12 protein-coding genes and 1 pseudogene are annotated in these 19,451 nt (G+C 52.6%); 10 read left to right on the forward strand and 3 right to left on the reverse strand.

Annotation, left to right across the window (positions count from 1 at the left end):
- The first annotated feature begins 304 nt into the window (after positions 1-304).
- The 8 genes and pseudogenes from E5987_RS02720 (at position 305) to lptG (ending at position 9,287) form a co-directional block, all read left to right on the forward strand.
- On the forward strand, positions 305-1,897 hold the full coding sequence (locus E5987_RS02720) for an ABC transporter substrate-binding protein (protein ID WP_160334555.1): 1,593 nt from the start codon (positions 305-307) through the stop codon (positions 1,895-1,897).
- Positions 1,898-1,951: 54 nt separating this feature from the next.
- On the forward strand, positions 1,952-2,917 hold the full coding sequence (locus tag E5987_RS02725) for an ABC transporter permease (protein WP_160334556.1): 966 nt from the start codon (positions 1,952-1,954) through the stop codon (positions 2,915-2,917).
- A gap of 9 nt (positions 2,918-2,926) precedes the next feature.
- Complete coding sequence (locus tag E5987_RS02730) at positions 2,927-4,141, forward strand: amidohydrolase (protein WP_160334557.1); 1,215 nt, start codon at positions 2,927-2,929, stop codon at positions 4,139-4,141.
- Positions 4,086-4,820: pseudogene (locus tag E5987_RS02735) on the forward strand (ABC transporter permease); the annotation flags it as partial. The gene E5987_RS02730 and the pseudogene E5987_RS02735, both read left to right, overlap by 56 nt.
- Positions 4,821-4,829: 9 nt before the next feature.
- The gene (locus E5987_RS02740) at positions 4,830-5,870 is read left to right on the forward strand and encodes an ABC transporter ATP-binding protein (protein WP_160334559.1); all 1,041 of its coding nucleotides are present in this window, start codon (positions 4,830-4,832) and stop codon (positions 5,868-5,870) included.
- A complete protein-coding gene (locus E5987_RS02745) occupies positions 5,867-6,895 on the forward strand; it encodes an ABC transporter ATP-binding protein (RefSeq protein ID WP_160334560.1) in 1,029 nt (342 codons plus the stop codon). Before E5987_RS02740 ends, E5987_RS02745 begins: the two co-directional genes overlap by 4 nt.
- 101 nt (positions 6,896-6,996) lie before the next feature.
- Positions 6,997-8,154 carry an LPS export ABC transporter permease LptF gene (lptF, locus tag E5987_RS02750; RefSeq protein WP_160334561.1) on the forward strand — a complete coding sequence of 386 codons (1,158 nt, stop codon included), beginning with the start codon at positions 6,997-6,999 and terminating at the stop codon, positions 8,152-8,154.
- Entirely contained in the window at positions 8,151-9,287 is a 1,137-nt protein-coding gene (gene lptG, locus E5987_RS02755) for an LPS export ABC transporter permease LptG (protein WP_160334562.1), read from the forward strand. Before lptF ends, lptG begins: the two co-directional genes overlap by 4 nt.
- 67 nt (positions 9,288-9,354) lie before the next feature.
- Here the strand turns inward: lptG and E5987_RS02760 are convergent, their stop codons facing one another.
- The 3 genes from E5987_RS02760 to E5987_RS02770 all read right to left on the reverse strand — a co-directional run bounded on the left by E5987_RS02760 (position 9,355) and on the right by E5987_RS02770 (position 16,044).
- Entirely contained in the window at positions 9,355-9,855 is a 501-nt protein-coding gene (locus E5987_RS02760) for a MarR family winged helix-turn-helix transcriptional regulator (RefSeq protein WP_251452956.1), read from the reverse strand.
- Positions 9,856-9,977: 122 nt separating this feature from the next.
- The gene (gene uvrA / locus E5987_RS02765) at positions 9,978-15,548 is read right to left on the reverse strand and encodes an excinuclease ABC subunit UvrA (RefSeq protein WP_160334563.1); all 5,571 of its coding nucleotides are present in this window, start codon (positions 15,546-15,548) and stop codon (positions 9,978-9,980) included.
- Positions 15,549-15,732: 184 nt separating this feature from the next.
- Positions 15,733-16,044 (reverse strand): HPF/RaiA family ribosome-associated protein, encoded by a 312-nt coding sequence (locus E5987_RS02770; protein ID WP_160334564.1) that lies wholly within the window; start codon positions 16,042-16,044, stop codon positions 15,733-15,735.
- A gap of 149 nt (positions 16,045-16,193) precedes the next feature.
- Here E5987_RS02770 and glpK point away from each other — a divergent pair, with 149 nt between their 5' ends.
- Positions 16,194-17,687 carry a glycerol kinase GlpK gene (gene glpK, locus E5987_RS02775; RefSeq protein WP_160334565.1) on the forward strand — a complete coding sequence of 498 codons (1,494 nt, stop codon included), beginning with the start codon at positions 16,194-16,196 and terminating at the stop codon, positions 17,685-17,687.
- Entirely contained in the window at positions 17,687-19,147 is a 1,461-nt protein-coding gene (locus tag E5987_RS02780; protein WP_237178701.1) for a glycerol-3-phosphate dehydrogenase/oxidase, read from the forward strand. The genes glpK and E5987_RS02780 overlap by 1 nt, the downstream gene beginning before the upstream one ends.
- The last annotated feature ends 304 nt before the right edge of the window (positions 19,148-19,451 follow it).

Below are 19,451 nucleotides of genomic sequence, written 5' to 3' on the forward strand. Positions count from 1 at the left end.
TGAAACGCCTCCACGCCGATGATAGTGAGTTGTATTTCTTGCGAAAGTAGGTAGTCTCCGGGCTCTCCATTCTTAAAGCCTCTTGCTGCGAATGCGGTGAGAGGTTTTATTTTGTCCGCGTGAAGGGGTAATAAATTTATACAGATCAAATTGTTATTTTTTTACTTCCGTGCACAGTTTCGAGGCTGTACCGATCCAATGAGTGTTTTTTCGGGTAGTAATTTTTTCTCTCTCCTTCGATAAATTTCGGTTTTTGCATGATATAAAAGTTATGGCATACCGTTAATTTTTATAGGAGATAGATATGCGTCGTTTAGTTGCAGTTGCAATGGCCTGCGCGGCCTTGGGTATCGGTATTTCTTCTGGCGCTTATGCAGCCTCTTTCAAATGGGCAAGTCAAGGGGACATATTAACTTTTGATCCGCACGCTCAGAACGAAAATCTTAATAATTCAGCCAACTCGTACGTGTACGAGCCGCTTGTGGAACTCTCCAAGGGGAAAATCGTTCCCTGTCTTGCCGAAAGCTGGAGATCCGTTCCTGAAGGCTATGTGTTTAAGATCCGTCAGGGCGTCAAATTCCATGAAGGCGAGACGCTGACTCCTGCCGATGTCGTCTTTTCTATTAACAGAGCGCTTCACCCTATCTCTCAATTTAGAACTTATACCGCCGGTATTTTGGGCGCTGAAGAATTGCCTAACGGAGAGGTTCTCGTAAAAACGAACACTCATTCTCCGGTGCTGATGACTCAGCTGACCAATCTTCGAATTTTGAATAAAGCCTGGGCTGAAAAACACGGTGCCACAGCACCGCAGAACTTTGTCGGTAAAGAAGAATCTTATGCGGCAAAACACGAAAACGGAACAGGACCGTTCAAACTGCAGACTCGAGAAGTCGATATCAAGACTGTTTTTATTGAAAATCCGGACTGGTGGAATAAGGCAAATAAAGTTGGCAATGTGACAGAGGCTGTCTACACGCCGATTAAATCAGCTGCAACGCGTATGGCCGCACTTTTATCGGGCGAAATTGACCTCGTGCTTGATCCTGCGACGCAGGACGTTGTCCGCCTGAAAAGAAATCAGGACTTGAAGGTTGAAGAAGGTCCTGAGCTTCGCGTTCTGATGATTTCTCTGGATCAGATGCGCGATGAGTCGCCGTATATTCTCATTGACGGGAAAAAATCAACTAAGAATCCCTTTAAAGACATTCGCGTTAGAAAAGCCCTTTATCAGGCAATTGATGTGAACACCCTCAAGAGAACTGTCATGAGGGGTATGTCGATTCCCAACGGCACAATTATTTCGTCCGAGACAAACGGATGGACGGAAAAAGCGGCGGAAAGACTGCCGTATGATCCCGCTGCCGCAAAAAAACTCCTCGCAGAAGCAGGCTATCCCAACGGATTTGAATTCACGCTGGATGCACCGAATAACCGCTGGGTCAATGACGAAGCAATCGCAAAGGCGCTTGCTGCCATGTGGGCAAAAATCGGTGTCAAGGTTAACGTTAATACGATGCCTCGGGCGAACTATTTCCCGAAAGTGCTGAAGTTTGACAGTTCAGCCGGTATGGTTGGCTGGGGTGCAACAACTCAGGATGCGCTTTTCCCGCTCCAGTCCCTGGTCGAAACAGTCGACGTGCAGAAAGGCAACGGGCTTTCCAATATCGGCCGAGTCTCTGATCCCAAGCTGGACGCTTTGATTGAACAGATCAAGGCAGAAACAGAGCCGACAAGGCGAAACGCTTTAATCGAGCAGGCTCTGCTGATGGTGAACCATAATGTTTACCAGCTTCCGCTGCATACCCAGATCATTAACTGGGCAATGAAAAAGAACATTGATACACCGATGCGTGCGGATAATCGCCTAGAGCTTGATAAGGTCACTGTCAAGTAAAATTGCCGCTTTTGCCGGAGCACTGTCTCCGGCGTCAACCTTGGAAAAAAGTAGATGTTAACTTTCGTATTGAAACGTCTGCTCCAAGCCGTCATCGTTATGCTTGTCGTAACGCTGATCGCATTCCTGCTTTTTCAATTTATCGGAGATCCGGTTACCCAAATGCTCGGTCAGGAAGCGACTGAGGCGGATAGGATTGCTCTGAGGCAGAGTCTCGGCTTGGATGAACCGCTGTGGAAACAGTACGGGACGTTTGTTGTAAATGCGCTTCACGGCGAGTTCGGTACTTCGCTGCGGCAAGGCGCACCGGTGGCTCAGCTTCTCGCAGAGAAAATGCCGGCAACGCTTGAATTGGCATTTTTCTCCGCCTTTGTTGCGACGCTGATCGGTATTCCTTTGGGCGTGTTTGTCGCGCTCCATAAAGACTCCATGATCGCCAAATGGCTGATGGGATTGTCGCTTCTGGGGATTTCTTTACCGACCTTCTTTATCGGTATTCTGCTGATATTGGTTTTTTCCGTTTGGCTGGGCTGGCTCCCTTCTTACGGAAGAGGTGAGATTGTCGCATTTGGCAAATGGACGACCGGTCTGTTGACGGCAGACGGATTAAAACACATCATTCTGCCCGCGGCGACGCTTGCGATATTTCAAATCGCTCTGGTTATGCGTCTGGTGAGAAGTGAAATGCTCGAAACGCTTCGATCAGACTTCATCCGATTTGCGCACGCCCGAGGAATACCAAAATCTAAAATCTTTTATAAACATGCGCTGAAGAATACGCTCCTTCCGGTCATCACTATTACCGGACTTCAGCTGGGCGGGATCATCGCATTCTCGATTGTGACTGAAACGGTTTTTCAGTGGCCGGGAATGGGACTGCTTTTTATTCAGGCGGTTCAGTTTGCGGATATTCCGGTGATGGCAGCTTATCTGTGCCTCATCTCGCTCATATTTGTTGTGATCAATTTAATTGTCGACCTTCTTTATTTCTTGGTAGATCCGAGACTGAAGGCCGATTAAGGAATCTTTATGTCAGCCCGATCTTTTGATTTCAATAAAAACGCTTTTCCTCAGATTAAGGAATATGCGCAAACGCTTAGAGACATTCGTCGTGACTTCCATAAGAATCCGGAAATCGGATTGGTGACGCCTCAGACCAGCGGCAAAATTGCATCGCTGCTTCGCAGTTTTGGTGTCGATGAAGTTCATGAGGGTATCGGCGGCTGCGGTGTTGTCGGTGTTGTCAGAGGCGCTCGTCCCGGCTCCCTGAGAGTAGGTCTCAGAGCAGATATTGACGCGCTCCCCTTGGCGGAACTTTCTTCTCACGATCATGTCTCACAGATCGGCGGCTGTATGCACGCCTGCGGACATGACGGTCACGCTGCGGTACTGCTGGGCGCCGCGAAATATCTCGCGGAAACCCGTGATTTTCCGGGAGAAGTCGTCCTGATTTTCCAGCCGGGGGAGGAAGGCTGGTCTGGTGCAAAACATATGATCGATGACGGATTGTTTGATCGCTTCCCTGTTGCTGAAGTCTATGCGCTGCACAACTCATCAGCGCTGGAGCCCGGAAAGATCGCACTGAACTACGGAGCGATGCAGGCCGCCGCAGACGCCTTTACGATTACGGTTAAGGGCAAAGGCGGTCATGCTTCGCGTCCTCAGATGAATCATGATCCGGTGCTTGCTTCCGCTCATGTGATTGTGGCTCTGCAGAGTATTGTTTCCAGAGAGGTTGATCCGCTGGAAACCGCTGTGGTTTCATGCTGCTCGCTCCAGGCGGGAGACCCGAGAGCGCAGAGCGTTTGTCCGGAAACCTGCCAGATTGTCGGAACCGCCAGAACCTTCTCACCTGAAGTAAGAGACTTGGTAGAAAAGAGAATCGGTGAAATCAGCGCCTGCATCGCCGCGGGTCTCGGCTGTGAAGCTCAGACAAAGTATGAACGCTTCTATCCTCCGGTCATTAATACGCCTGCTCAGGCCAAGATTCTGGCTGATATCGCTGCTGATTTAGTGGGCGAAGAAAATGTCGACCGCAGCTATCCTCGGATGGCCGGCGGAGAAGATTTTGCATTCATGCTCGAGAAGGTTCCGGGCGCCTACATTCGCATCGGTCAGGGCGGGGCTCCGGCGCATAACCCTTATTTTGATTACAACGACGATGTCACACCGCTTGCGGCAACACTTCTTGCCGCCGGCATGGATGGAAGGAGGAAACTGGAAATTTGTTTTGGGCACGGATGATCAGGGCCGAGATATGTTTTCAGCCATCCTGTACGGATTGCGCGTATCTCTTGAAATCGGCCTTTCTTCGGTATTGATTTCCATTGTGATCGGCGTGTCGCTGGGGCTCATTTCCGGATATGCGGGCGGTATGACCGATACGTTCATCATGCGCTTCTGCGACGTGATGCTGAGTTTTCCCGCGATTCTGCTTGCGCTTCTCATTGACGGCGTCATCCGAGCGATTCTTCCTGAAAGCGTTCATGATCAGGCCGCTTATGGGGTTCTGATTTTTGCGATTTCTCTTTCCGGATGGGTGCGTTATGCAAGAACGGTTCGAGGCGCGACACTGACGGAAAAGAAGCGGGATTATGTTCAGGCCGCTCAGCTTTTTGGCGTAAGTTCCATGAGAATCATGTTTACGCATATTCTGCCCAATGTGATGGGACCGGTTTTGGTTTTGGCGACTGTTCAGGTTGCGACCGCGATCATTACCGAGGCGACACTTTCGTTTCTCGGCGTTGGCGTTCCGCCGACAACGCCGTCTTTAGGAACGCTGATCCGAGTCGGAAATGAATTTCTCTTTTCAGGAGAGTGGTGGCTCGCGATCTTTCCCGGCGTGGCTCTGATCCTTTTTGTGCTCACGATCAATCTGCTTGGCGATTGGCTGCGTGATGCACTGAACCCGAAACTGCAGTAGGAGCGGAATATGACAAAACAAGAACCGCTTTTAGAAGTTAAAAATCTTGTCGTAGAGATCCCGACGAGGCGTGAGAAACTCATAGCCCTGGATAAGGTCAGTTTTGAGATCTATCCGGGAGAAGTGCTGGGCGTTGTGGGCGAATCGGGTGCCGGAAAGTCGATGGTCGGCAACTCGGTTATCGGTCTGCTGGGGGCTCCGGCTCATGTGGCCGGCGGAGAGATTCTTTTAAACGGACGCCGAATCGATAATCTGAAGGAGTCCGAGAAAGAAAAAATTCGCGGCGCTTCAATCGGTGCGATCTTCCAAGATCCGCTGACGAGCCTGAATCCTCTTTTTACGATCGGAGATCAAATGATTGAGACGATTCGGGTTCATTCCAATCTTTCCGAACAGCAGGCACGGGAAAAAGCGATCTCGCTGCTTGCACAGACCGGTGTTCCGGCACCTGAAAGAAGAATTGACAATTATCCGCATCAGTTCTCGGGCGGTATGCGTCAGCGAGTCGTGATTGCTTTGGCGCTTTCGGCGGATCCGAAGCTGATTATCGCGGACGAACCGACGACCGCGCTCGACGTCTCGGTGCAGGCTCAGATCATCGAGCTTCTGAAAAAACTGTGCGTCGGAAACGGAACGGCCGTGATGCTGGTCACGCATGATATGGGCGTGATAGCGGAGACTGCAGACCGTGTTGCGGTTATGTACGCCGGAACGCTCGTCGAAATCGGGCCGGTCGAAGAAATGGTTCGGCAAGCGCGCCATCCTTACACCATCGGCTTGATGAATGCGATTCCGCGCATCAGCGACCAAAGAGACACCCTCCAGCAGATTCCCGGCTCCATGCCGAGACTTTCGAAAGTTCCGAAGGGATGTCCGTTCCATCCGAGATGCCCGATCGCAGACGAGAAATGTGTTCGTGAACGACCCAATCTTGTCGGAGAAACCAACCATTTGTGCGCATGCTGGAAAGCCGGTGAAGTAAAGGCGGATGTTCCTGTATTCCCGCCGGAGCCCTTTACGATTCATGCGCCTGAGGATATGCCGAGATGATGAATGAGCATGTCAAAGCTTCCCAGTCTGTTCTGGTAAGCGTTCGAAATTTAAAAAAATATTTTGACGCTTCGCCGTCTTTGCTGGCTCGGCTTATTGAGCGCAAGCCTAAAGCGACTCTGAAGGCAGTGGACGGAGTTTCGTTTGATATTCGCCGCGGAGAGACTCTGGCGCTTGTGGGTGAGTCCGGATGCGGAAAATCAACCACCGCCCGAATGCTGGTCGGACTTTATAAGCCGACGGAGGGCTCTGTGGTTATTGACGGCAAAGATCTCTTTAACTCGAAGGGAGAGGATGAAAAACTTGCAAAAGGGAAAATTCAGATGATTTTCCAAGACCCTTATGCAAGTCTCAACCCGAGATGGAACGTCGGGAAAATTGTGGCCGAACCGATCCGCGCGCAAAAACTGATGCGAAATGCAAAGGAAATTGACGATCGTGTGAACTCGGTGCTGCATCTTGTGAATCTGTCGAAGGAAGATAAGGCGAAGTATCCGCACCAGTTTTCCGGAGGTCAGCGCCAGAGAATATCAATCGCTCGAGCGATTGCAATTCATCCGGAGTTTTTGGTTTGTGATGAGCCGACCTCGGCACTGGATGTTTCGGTACAGGCTCAGGTATTAAATCTGATGCAGAATCTGCAGCGGGAGGTCGGCCTGACGTATCTCTTTATTTCGCATAACCTTTCCGTTGTGCATCACATCAGCGATCGCGTGGGCGTCATGTATCTCGGGCGCCTGGTTGAACTTACTGATAAGCGGACATTGTTTACGGAACCGAGACATCCGTATACGCGGATGCTGCTGGAAGCGATTCCCGACATGACACAGATGCATAAGAAGCGCACGCCTGTGGCGGGAGAGGTTCCCAATCCGCTCAAACCGCCGAGCGGATGCGCCTTCCACCCGCGCTGTCCTTATGCGACGGAGCGCTGTAAAAGGGAAGTTCCGCAGATGAAGTTCATCGATTCGCACGGCTCGACGGCCGAAGTTGCCTGTCACGCAGTTGAGGAGCGAAGAATTTAATTTGCTTTGATTGATGCTGAGGATTTACTGAACAAATCAATAATTGATAAACTAGCGATCTTGCGGACCTTTAAGGTGCGCTTAGATTACCGAAGCTGGCGATGATTTATAGAAAGGCACTTACCTCAGAGTTATCCAATACGGCGGGCGGCGCGTTTACAGTGCTGTTCTCCATCGTCGTGACCATTGGTTTGGTGCGAATCCTAAACCAAACGGCGGGCGGCCGCTATGACACCGGATCTATTTTGGAGGTTGTTGCCTACACGTCCCTGGTCAACCTTCCGGCGCTGATTTCCCTGGCGCTTTTCCTGGCAGTGCTGATGACGCTGAATCGTTATTGGCGCGACAGTGAAATGTTTGTCTGGTTCTCAGCGGGCGGCTTAAGTCTTGCCTCATGGATTCGGCCTGTGCTGAAATTCACGATTCCGATTGTATTTCTTGTCGCGGCCTGCTCGATTGTGATTTCGCCGTGGTCGCGCAGTCAGATTCAGTCCTACCGTGACCGTTTTGCTCAGAAAGAAGACGTGACGAAACTCTCTTCCGGCCGCTTTATTGAAGCTAAGAGCGGGCGTCAGGTATTCTTTCTGGAGCAGGTGGATCAGGAGCGCGGGAACGTCGAAACGCTTCTTTTGGTGGAGTTAAAAAAAGACGGTTCACGTTCGGTGCTGACTTCCAAGAAAGGCCATCTGGAGACTAAACCGAACGGCGATCGCTACGTTATTCTGCAGGACGGCCGAAAGTATGAAACGGATCCGAGCGGGCTGGGTGCGTCGGTATCCGATTTTGGCGAATATGAAGTTCGGCTCGACAGCTCTCCCACGTCTCAGGTCAGCAGCGCCCGCGTGAACGCGATGCCGTTTAAGGAGCTTTTGGAAAGCAAAAACAGAAAGGCGCCTGCCGAAATTTTCTGGCGTCTGTCCTGGCCGCTCATCGCTTTGAATTTGGCGATTCTTGGTATTCCGCTCTCATACAACAATCCGCGGTCGCTAAAGTACTACGGTCAGACGGCGGCGGTTTTAATCTTTATTCTTTATCTGAACGGACTGTCTATTTTCCAGACATGGATCACTCAGGGCAAGGTCGGTATTTACTCGGCGATGCTCTATATGAATGTTCCGGTGGCGTTATTGTCGGCTTATCTTTTCTATCGTCTGATGACGCTGAATGTCGGTCATTTTGATGCAAGGATTTGGGGCTTTTTAACGAAGCCTTTTCGTGTCGCGGCGGCGAAACGGGCTGAAAAGAAGGATAAAAAATGACCATCATCTCTCGAATGGTATTTAAGCAGATCATGAAGAACTCGCTTTTTGTTCTTCTGACGCTGGTCGCGCTCTTTGCCTTCTTTGATCTGATCGGACAGTCAGGCGACATCGGGACGACATACTCGCTGCTTCAGGCCTTCATCATGACCGGGCTTATTCTTCCGTCGCGCTGCTATGAAGTCCTGCCGATCGCGGTCATGCTCGGTGCGATCTTTACGCTGGCTCGATTTGCGCAAACAAGTCAGTTCACGGTGCTTCGAGTTTCCGGCATCGGTCCGTGGAAGTTTTTCGGGATGCTGCTCGCGCCCGGAATTGTGCTGGTCATCTTTGCTTATCTACTTGGAAATATGGTCGCTCCGCCGGCGCAGCGCCTTGCCAAGGAGCTGAAACTGGATGTCAGCGGTTCGGATTTTACAGGAAAGGAATTGGATTCCGGTATTTGGGTGCGTGACGTTCAGAGAAATGAGCAGGGGCGCGCCTCTCAGGTCAGCTTCGTGAATGTTAAGAGGCTTAAACCCGGAGAAGCCGCTTACGATTGGGTCATATACGTTTTTGATAAACCGAATCACCTCGGTTCCATCATTACGGCAAAGAGTGGAACTTATTCCGAAGAAAAGGGCTGGATACTGCACGATGTGACGCAGGAAGCGGTTCCGACCATTCCGAAGGATTCGAGAGCACAGACCGACGCGGCGGTCACAATGAAGGCCATGAAGGAGATGGTCTGGGGCAAGAGCCTTGACGGCAATATTTTTGGTCTTCTTATGATCAAGCCCGAGGACATGTCGCTTCAGGAGCTTCATCACTACATTGAGTACCTGAAAGATAACGGACAGACCTATAAACGCTTTGATACCGCTTTTTGGTCGAAAGCTTTTTATCCGCTGGCAATTCTGGTCATGCTGGCCTTATCGATGCCGTTTGCCTATCAGAACGCGCGTTCGGGAGGCATGGCGATTAAGATTTTCGGCGGCATTATGATTGGTATTTTCTACTATGCGCTTAATAACCTGTTTGCGTTTATGAGTGTGCTTGACAGTGTCCCGTCGGTGCTTTCAGCGATGATGCCTTCAATACTGATGCTGAGCTGCGCGGGGGCCGCGATGTGGTTTGTAGAGCGCAGGACGTAGATAAAAAAGAGCGGCGGAGCCGCCAATAAAAAACTCGAACCTTTTTTATATGGGTTCGAGTTTTTTGTTATCGGGTTCTTTGTGTTCGATGCTTCATTTCCCTAATGAGCCGCTGGGTAGAAATGTTTTCCTCTTCTTTTTTCAAGTTTTCGGCGATCGTACAAAGGCATCTTTCGAATGTCTTTATTTCATCGCCGGAAAGGCCGACAAGCGCTCTGTCTTCCATACCTTTTGTGTTGGTCTTTAGGCTCCGTTCAATCTCGCATCCCTTATCCGTCAGCGTGACGCATTTGCGTCGGCAGTCGTTGGGATTGGTTGAGCGGCTGATAAATCCTTTTGCCTCCAGACGCTGCATGAGTCCTGTGATGGTCGGGTGGGACAGCTTGAGGGCTGCCTGCACGTTCTGCTGGGTCACCTCAAGCTTCCGATTCTTAAACAGGTACATCATCACGCTTGCCTGAGAGGAGGTAATGCCCAGCGCGTCAAAGTCTGCATTTCTGCATCTTTCCATCTGATTGTAGACATAGCGCAAAATGCGCAGTGTCCCCTTTTCATACTTTTCGCTCACTGCTACCTCCACACTCCCTGCGGCGAATCAACTCGCCGCTGATGGGTGTGATTATAGAAAGAGGGATTTTGATGCTCCCTTTCAAGCGCCTATAGTGGGAGGTGGAGGAAAAATTTCAGGCTTTAACGTGCGCTTTTTGGGCGGGTTTCCTCAAGAAATTTCCTTAACGCCTCCGCGGTATGGGTCTTGGCTCTGCACATGCGGCCCGGCGTTCCGCTGTAAACCACGGTACCGCCGCCGGAGCCGCCCTCAGGTCCCATATCGATAATCCAGTCGGCTTCCGCGATCACATCAAGATTGTGTTCAATCACGATGACGGTATTGCCGGCGTCGACCAGACGATGAAGCACTTTGATCAATTTGTCAACGTCGGCCATATGCAGACCGACAGTCGGCTCGTCCAGAATGTAGACCGTCTCAGGCAGTTTGCGACCGGATTTGCGGACGTCATCCTTGACCTTGGCAAGTTCAGTGACAAGCTTAATGCGCTGCGCTTCTCCGCCGGAAAGGGTGGAGGACTGCTGCCCGAGCGTCAGATAGCCGAGTCCGACTTCCTGCATCAGCTTGAGCGGATGGTGGATCGAGGGAATCGAAGCAAAGAACTCGACTGCTTCGTCGACCTCCATCTTCAGAACTTCCCCGATGCTTTTGCCTTTCCACTTGACTTCCAAGGTTTCGTCGTTAAAGCGCATCGAGTCGCAGACATCGCAATGGACCTTAACGTTCGGCAGGAAGTTCATCTCGAGTGTGATGACGCCTTGTCCTTCACAGGCTTCGCATCGGCCGCCCTTTACATTGAAGGAGAAGCGCGAGGCGGTATAGCCGCGTGCTTTCGCTTCTTCGGTTCCTGCAAAAAGCTTGCGGATATCGTCCCAGAAACCAATGTAGGTCGCCGGACACGAACGCGGGGTCTTGCCAATCGGCGTCTGATCGACTTCAAGCACACGGTCCACGGATTCCCAGCCGGAAAGTTCCGTGCAGCCTTCAAGCGGAGCACCTCCTTCTTTCTTGTGATGCACTGCGTTGATCAGGTTTGTCAGCAGGACTTCGCGCGCAAGGGTGGATTTGCCGGAACCAGAAACGCCCGTCAGAACCGTCAGACGATTAAGAGGGAAAGACGCCTCCACGTCAGTGAGGTTGTGCGCGCTGACACCTTTAAGGAGGATTGCCGGCGATGCTTTTGTTGTTTTGCGTCTTGATTTCCCATTGTGCTGCAGCGGGTTCTTCAGGTAGCGGCCGGTCAAAGAATCCGGAGCGTTTTCGATATCTTCAACAGTACCCTGAGCGATCAGTTTTCCGCCTCTTACGCCCGCGCCCGGGCCGATATCAATCACGTGATCCGCCGCGCGGATGGTGTCGACGTCATGCTCGACCACCAAAAGCGAGTTGCCCTTGGAAGTGAGTTTGCTCAGCGCGGACAAAAGAATTTGGTTGTCTCTCGGATGCAGACCGATCGTTGGTTCATCCAGCACATAGCACACGCCCTGAAGGTTGGTTCCGAGCTGCGAAGCCAGACGGATTCGCTGCGCTTCACCGCCTGAGAGTGTGGGCGCGGCTCGATCCAAGGTGAGGTAGGAAAGACCGACCTCCTTGAGGAAAGAAAGACGCGAGAGAATTTCTTTAAGGGCGTCGCGGGCGATGCTCGCTTCTCTTCCCTGAAGCTTAATTCCCTTGAGGTACTCTTCAGCCTCTTCGATGGTCATCTTATTGACGTCCGCGATGGATTTTCCGGCGAAGAAAACATTCCTTGCGATCGCGTTCAGACGTGTTCCGCGGCAGTCGGGACATTCGACGAGTTCCTGCATCGAATCGGCGGTCAGTTCCCCCGTGTTCTCGTCCACAGACATCGCGTTCTGGAACGGTTTGAATCCGTTGCCCATACATGTCGGGCACCAGCCGAGCTTGGAGTTGTAGGAGAAGAGGCGCGGATCAAGCGCAGGGAAGCTCTTGCGGCAGCTCGGGCAGCTGAGTTTTGTAGAGAAGGTGCGGACAGCGCTGCCGTCGGAAGTCTCAAAAACTCCGTCACCGAGTTCGAGTGAGCGGTCCATCAGCTGTTTAACGTCCGCCTCATTTTCCGCGGTCACTTCGATCTTGCCCACCGGAAGTTCGATGGTGTGGTCTTTAAAGCGATCGAGCTTGGGGAAGGGCGAGCTTCTGACACGCTGTCCGTCGACAATCAGTTCATTAAAGCCTTTGTTTCTGGCCCACTGAGCCAAATCCTTATAAAGACCCTTGCGGTTTTTAATGAGCGGGACAATGAACTCAACTTTTTTTCCGCGGAAATCGCTCATCAGCGACGAGAAGATTTCTCCCGAGGACTGAGGCAGCACCGGGACATGACAGTCCGGGCAATACTGAACGCCGAGTTTGACGTAGAGAAGGCGCAGGAAGTGGTAGAGCTCCGTCATTGTGGCGACCGTAGATTTTTGTCCGCCTCGAGAGGTTCTTTGTTCGATCGCGACAGTCGGAGGAATGCCGTAGATAGCGTCCACGTCAGGTGCGCCCGCAGGCTGCACCATAGAACGGGCAAAGGCGTTGAGCGACTCCAGATAGCGGCGCTGACCTTCGTTGAAGACCAGATCAAAAGCGAGCGTTGACTTGCCGGAACCGGAGACACCGGTGACCACGGTGAATTTATCCCGCGGAATGCTCAGCGACAAATTCTTCAGGTTGTGTTCTCTCGCGTTTACGATAGTGATCGCGTCTGAAGAGGGCGGTGTGGTTTCTGCGACGGGTTCCGGTTTGAAATCGGTGAAGAAAAGCGACGGCTGCTTATCGCGGATCGCTCGGTTGTACGCGGCCAAGGCCAAGCCGGTCGGCGTGTCTTTTAGTTCAAAGTCTCTCGGAGAGCCGGCAAAGAGTTCTTCTCCTCCCTTTTCTCCGCCCTCGGGACCGAGTTCAATGATCCAGTCCGAGGCGTTGATCACGTCAAGGTTGTGTTCGACCAGCAGCACGGAGTGTCCTGCCTGCACCAGCTCCTGCAGAGAGGTCATCAGTTTGAAAATGTCGTCAAAATGCAGGCCGGTTGTCGGTTCGTCAAAGACGAAGAGCATATTTTTGCTTTCGCCTTTCAGCGCGTCGGCAAGATGCTTGGCGAGCTTTAACCGCTGGGCTTCTCCGCCGGAGAGCGTCGGAATCGGCTGACCGAGTTTGAGATAGTTCAAGCCCACTTTAACCAACGGGGTCAGGGTGCGGACGATTTCTTTGTTTTCGCTGAAGAAGTCGAGCGCCTGATCCACAGTCATGTCGAGGACGTCCGCAATAGAAGCTTCCTTGTCTTTGCGCTTGAGTTTGACTTCAAGGATCTCGCGGCGGTAACGAGTGCCGCCGCACTCTGCGCAGCTCAGGTACACGTCGGAGAGGAACTGCATCTCGATGTGTTCGAAACCGCTTCCGCTGCAGGACGGACAGCGTCCCGTGCCGGAATTGAAAGAGAACATGCTCGATTCGTAACGACGCAGACGCGAGGTCGGAGCGGCCGCAAAGAGTTTGCGGATGGTGTCGAATGCGCCCATGAACACCGCAGGTGTGCTTCGCGTCGTTTTTCCGATAGGCGACTGATCCACAAAGGAGATGTCAGTGATGAGATCCGCCCCGATGAGTTTCTCGAAGGCGCCGGGCGCTTCTGTAGGTTTGCCCTTGGCTTTCATCAGTGCAGGGACGAGCACGTCCTGAACGAGTGTGGACTTGCCGGATCCGGAGACACCCGCAACGCAGACGATCGAGTGCAGCGGAATACGAATGTCCAGATTCTTCAGATTGTGTTCGCGTGCTCCGAGCAGAACGAGCGCAGGGTTAGCCGGATTGATCCGTTTGTGTTTGGAGCGCGGGAAGGGTCGTTCGCCGCGAAGATATGAACCGGTCAGCGTTCGGGATTTTTTCAGCTCCTGCGTGGTTCCGTCAAAGACGATTTTTCCGCCCTTGGCGCCGGGTCCAGGTCCCATGTCAATGACGCGGTCGGCCGCGAGCATGACCTGCGGGTCATGTTCCACAACGACAAGTGTGTTGCCCGCTTTTCTCAGTCTGCGCATGACTGAATTCACGCGGTCCATATCCTTCGGATGCAGACCGATAGAGGGCTCGTCGAGTACGAAGAGCGTGTTGACGAGCGACGTGCCGAGCGCGGTTGTCAGATTAATGCGCTGAACCTCGCCTCCCGAAAGCGTGCGGCTCTGTCGATCGAGGTTTAAGTATCCGAGACCGACTTCATTCAAAAAGCGAAGACGCGTTTTGATTTCTTCAAGCAGGTGCTCGCAGCCTTCCTGCAGAGCGCGCGGCAGCACAAGCTCATCAAAGAAAGTCTGAAGTCTTTCAATCGGCAGCAGCATCAGATCGCGGATATTTAAACCCGGCAGGTTTTCCAGCACCTCTTCGGAAAAGAGTGTTCCGTTCGGTCGGAAGCGCTTGTAGCTGCCGTTCTCGGACTGCCTCGCATGCTTGGCGTTTTCAAGCGTGCCCAAGCGCCACAGAAGCGCCTCCGGCTTGAGGCGCGCGCCGCGGCAGTCCGGGCAGTCCGAATAGCTTCTGTAGCGAGAAAGCAGAACTCGGACGTGCATTTTGTAGGCTTTGGTTTCGAGCCACTCGAAGAAATGTTTAACTCCGTACCAGCGTTTGGAGCGGAAGCTTGTCCATTTAGGATCGCCGTAAAGAACCCAATCCTTTTCTTCTTTTGTGAGTTCTCGGAAGGGTTTTTCGACGTCGAGGCTGCGTTCGCGCGCATAGCGAAGCAGGTCCTGTTTGCATTCGTCGTAAGACTCGGTATTCCAGGGCTTAACCGCGCCTTCAGCGAGTGATTTGCTTTCGTCCGGTATGACAAGGCCGTAGTCGACACCGATCACGCGGCCGAATCCGCGGCAGGTTTCGCAGGCGCCGAGCGGAGAATTGAAGCTGAAGGTTGAGTCATGCGGCCGCGCGTATGTGATACCGCAGTCAGGGCAGGAGAGAGAAGCGGTGAATTTCCAGATTTGTTCTTCGGCGCCGAGAACCTGCACTTTGATTTCAAGGGCGTTTTTCCCGAGTCTCATGGCTGTTTCAATCGCTTCCACGGCTCGGCTTTTGGTCACGTTGGGCTTAAAACGGTCGGCGACGACTTCGATCAGCGCGCCGTCCCTGTCCTCTCGGACGACAGTACAGCGAGTGAAACCCTGAGCCTCTAAACCGGAAAGAGCGGTTTCAACCGGAAGGGACGGGGGCACCGGCATATGAAAGCATACGTACAGGCGCGCATCGGGCGAGACGCTTTCCAAGCGCTGCGAAAGTTCTTCCCAGATATCCTGAGCGCTTTGCGCGCGCACTTCTTTTCCGCAGCCTCGGCAGTAGAGTTTCGCGGCCTGTGCAAAGAGCATTTTCAGATGATCGTTGAGTTCGGTCATCGTGCCCACGGTTGATCTTGAGGTACGAACGGGATTGGTCTGGTCGATAGCGATCGCGGGCGGCACGCCTTCGATGCTGTCGATTTTCGGGCGGTCCATGCGGTCCATGAACTGGCGCACGTAGGGGCTGAACGTCTCTACATAGCGGCGTTGGCCTTCGGCGTAAAGGGTGTCGAAAACCAGAGACGATTTACCGGAGCCGGAGACGCCGGTGACCACGGTGAGTTTTCCGTGTTCGAAGTCGACATTGACATTTTTTAAGTTGTTCTGACGCGCACCGCGGATGCGGATTGAGTCGTTGTTTTTCTTTTCAGCTTGCATCTGTTTCGTACTAAACGGACACGAGGTCCTATAGAGAAAAATTACGTCGTTTTTAAAACCGACACTTTAGTGATCGTAACTATAACTCTATGGAAGGAAAAGAAAAAAGAGTAAATGTGTATCGTTTTGTTTGGTAAACAGAAAAGGCCCCGAAGGGCCCTTTTCTTACAGAGAAGAAAGCAAATTAATTGCCTCTGCGTTTTGCTGCATTGTCCTTGACCTGACGGGCAAGGGAATCAAAAGCGGCACGGACTGCTGCGTGCGCATCTTCGTTCTTTGTGTTCATGATGAATTCATGACCGGGGGCGTTGAGTGCAACTCTGACGCTGCATTCTCTGCCCTGATTCTGATGGCGGCCTTCGCTTTCAATCGCGACGCGGCAGCTGATCAGATCAGCATCAAATTTATGCAGACCTTCGACTTCTTTGGCAATCAGGTTTTCAAGAGCTTCGGAACGATCGATACCGTGGAAACTAACTTGGAGGGGAAGCTTCATATATACCTCACTTTCTTTTTAAAACTTCTATTGGTGATTGTTTCATACTTTTTAATTTATGTCAGGGGGTCTCGAAAAAAAAGAGAATTTGAGTCACAATCAAAAAAATGTGCTCCGATCAGCTTATATCTTTAGGAGGGACTCTTTAGATGCCTTTGGGAAGCTCTAAGTACGTTGCCGCGTTTGACTTAGGCACGACTAGCGCGCGTGTCATTATTTTTGACGAGTACGGCAGTCCGCAGGCTGCCTGTCAGAGGCCGCTGACTCAGATTTTCCCGAAAGAGGGCTGGGTCGAGCAGGACCCCATGGAGATGTTTCGGCAGCAGCTTGCCTGTTTTAAAGGGGCGCTTTCCGATTTAAATATTTTGCCTTCCGATATTTCCGCCATAGGCATTACCAATCAGCGTGAGACGACGGTGGTTTGGGAGAAAGCGACGGGGCGGCCGATTTATCCGGCTATCGTTTGGCAGGATCATCGAACAACGGAGCAGTGTGAGGCGCTGGGCGCGCACAGTCTCATGATCCGAGAGAGGACAGGGCTCAAACTGGATCCTTATTTTTCCGCTACGAAAATTCGCTGGATTTTGGATCATGTGAGCGGCGCCCGTGCAAAGGCTCAGGCCGGAGAGCTGCTTTTCGGGACGGTGGACAGCTGGCTGATTTGGAATCTCACGGGCGGCAGGCGTCACATGACGGATATTACCAACGCCTCGCGCACGCTTTTAGCCAATATCCGCACCGGCCGCTGGGATGAGGAACTTTTAGGCATGTTTGGCGTGCCCGTCTCGATGCTTCCGGAAATCACGCCGTCCTGCGGCGCGCTTGCCGAGAGCGATCCTGAGGTGCTTGGCGCGTGCATTCCGATTAGCGGGACGGCGGGCGATCAGCAGAGTGCGGCCATCGGACAGGCCTGTTTCCGTCCCGGCATGACCAAGAATACATACGGAACCGGAGGTTTTCTTCTGATGAACACCGGAAAAACCGCGCCGCTGTCGGATCATTTGCTGAGTACGGTCGGCTGGGAGGTCGGAGGCGATCGCTCATACGCGCTTGAAGGCAGTGTGTTTATTGCAGGCGCGGTGGTTCAGTGGCTGAAAGACGGGCTCGGACTTTTCAGAACCAGCGCAGAAATTGAGACTCTGGCTTCCCAGGTTCAGGATAACGGGGAAGTCTATTTAGTGCCCGCGTTTGTCGGTTTAGGCGCGCCGTATTGGGATCCTTTTGCGCGAGGCATGATTATCGGTATAACTCGAGGCACAAGCCGCGCTCATATCGCTCGGGCTGCATTAGAATCGATAGCGTTCCAGTGCAATGAAGTGCTTCAAGTCATGGCCGCCGACACCGGCGCGCCGGTCGAAGAGCTGCGGGTTGACGGCGGAGCGGCGGAGAACGATCTGCTGATGCAGTTTCAGGCCGACTTAGCCAATGTGCCCGTAGTCCGTCCGGTCGTGACCGAAACAACCGCGCTCGGCGCGGCTTATTTAGCCGGCCTTGGCATCGGTCTGTGGGAGGATTTCTCTGAGATTGAATCGCTTTGGCGCCGGGAAAGAATTTTTGAACCGAAGATGTCGCAGGACAGACGAGAATATTTAACCAAGCAATGGCATCGAGCAGTGGCTCGTACAAGAGGATGGGAGCAGTGATGGCAGGACAATTAAAGGCAAATCCGGAGCGCGCGGCGCGCTTTAACAGACTGAGCGAAGACAAGGTCTGGGATGTTGTCGTAATCGGCGGCGGAGCGACAGGCTCGGGCATAGCGGTCGATGCGGCAGCGCGCGGATTTACGACACTGCTGCTGGACGCGCATGATTTCTCCGAGGGCACTTCAAGCCGTTCGACGAAACTCATTCACGGCGGCGTGCGCTATATGAAGAATCCCCGTGATTGGAAGCTGGTTCGGGAAGCGATGATCGAGCGCAAGCTGCTTTTAGGCAACGCGCCGCACTTAGTGCATCCGGAACCGTTCATTCTTCCGTGCTACGAGAACTTTGAGCGTGAGTACTACATGGCAGGCCTCTGCCTGTACAGCGCAATGGCGAGCGGCGGCTATCAGATCGGCAAGACAGAATACTTATCGGCGGCGGAGACGATTCGCCGTCTCCCCGGTGTCAAGCCGCAGGGCCTCAAAGGCGGCGTTCAGTTCTGGGACGCGCAGTTTGATGATTCGCGTCTGAATATCGCGCTCGTGAAAACCGCGGAAGCCAGAGGCGCGCTTGCGCTGAACTATGCGCCGGTGATTGGTTTCGGCCGCGGCAAGAGCGGTGAGATTCAGACGGTTCGTGTTCAGGACAAATTGAGCGGCAATGAGTATGAAGTGAAGACCCGCATGGTCTTTAACGCCGCCGGAGTTTGGACCGATGAAATCCGCCGCATGGTCAATCCGGAGGCAAGAGCGCTGATTCGCGCTTCCCGCGGCTCTCATATTATTGTGAGCCTCGAGCGTTTTGGCGGAAAGACCGGCATGTTTATTCCGAAGACGGAGGACGGCCGTGTGCTTTTCTGTATTCCGTGGCACGGAGTGCTGGAAATCGGCACGACAGACGTTGAGGAAAAGGATATTACTTTCCATCCCGAGGCGACCGAAGCAGAAATTGAGTTCATGCTTGAAACCGCGCGAGGCTATTTGGATTATCCGATTGAGCGCAAGGATGTGCTTGCATCCTTCTCCGGACTTCGTCCGCTCTTTAATCCTTCCGCGGGCGGTTCCACCGCAGCGGTTTCCCGAGAGCACTCGGTGATCCCGGAATTTAAGAATATGGTTACCGTTACCGGCGGCAAATGGACGGCTTATCGAGCGATGGCCGAACACGCGATGTCGGTCGCGGTGGATCAGGGGTTGATCTATAAGCGTCCGTGTACTACAAAATACATGTCGATTTACCGAGATGAGGCCTTTGACGCCGAGGCGATTGAAGAGGCGGCGTTTAGAGGCGAGCTTGAGGAAGAAAAACTGCTCGCGTTCGCGCGTCACTGCAGAGACAACGCCTTTGCGGTTTATCCTGAAGATGTTTTGTATCGCCGCCTGAGAATCGGCCAGATGAGCGCTAAGCGCACTGAAGAGCTTCTGCCGAAGATCAAACCGGTGTTTGAGCAAGCCGAATAAACTTTAGAGAGCCGGACAAAAATTCCGGCTTTTCTTCTTTTGGGCGGTATATGGGAACGGGAGTGAAAAGTCGGCGGCTGATTCAAAAAAGGCTGTTTTAAAGGCCGTCGTCGGGGAAGGAATGAGACTCAGGTATAACAAAGTTTTACATCCCTATCTTATCAAGTTGAATCTCTGTGATTTTTTCCGTATAATCCTGTCCTCTCTGTTGGAGCGTTGTCCTTTCGTCATCGCTCGTCCGTTGTAAAAATGTCATCTCAGGGCCTGACGGCTCTGGGTATTAGAAAAAATGTCGAGTGTCCTT

The organism is Parasutterella muris, assembly GCF_009767915.1.
GTDB lineage: Bacteria > Pseudomonadota > Gammaproteobacteria > Burkholderiales > Burkholderiaceae_F > Parasutterella > Parasutterella muris.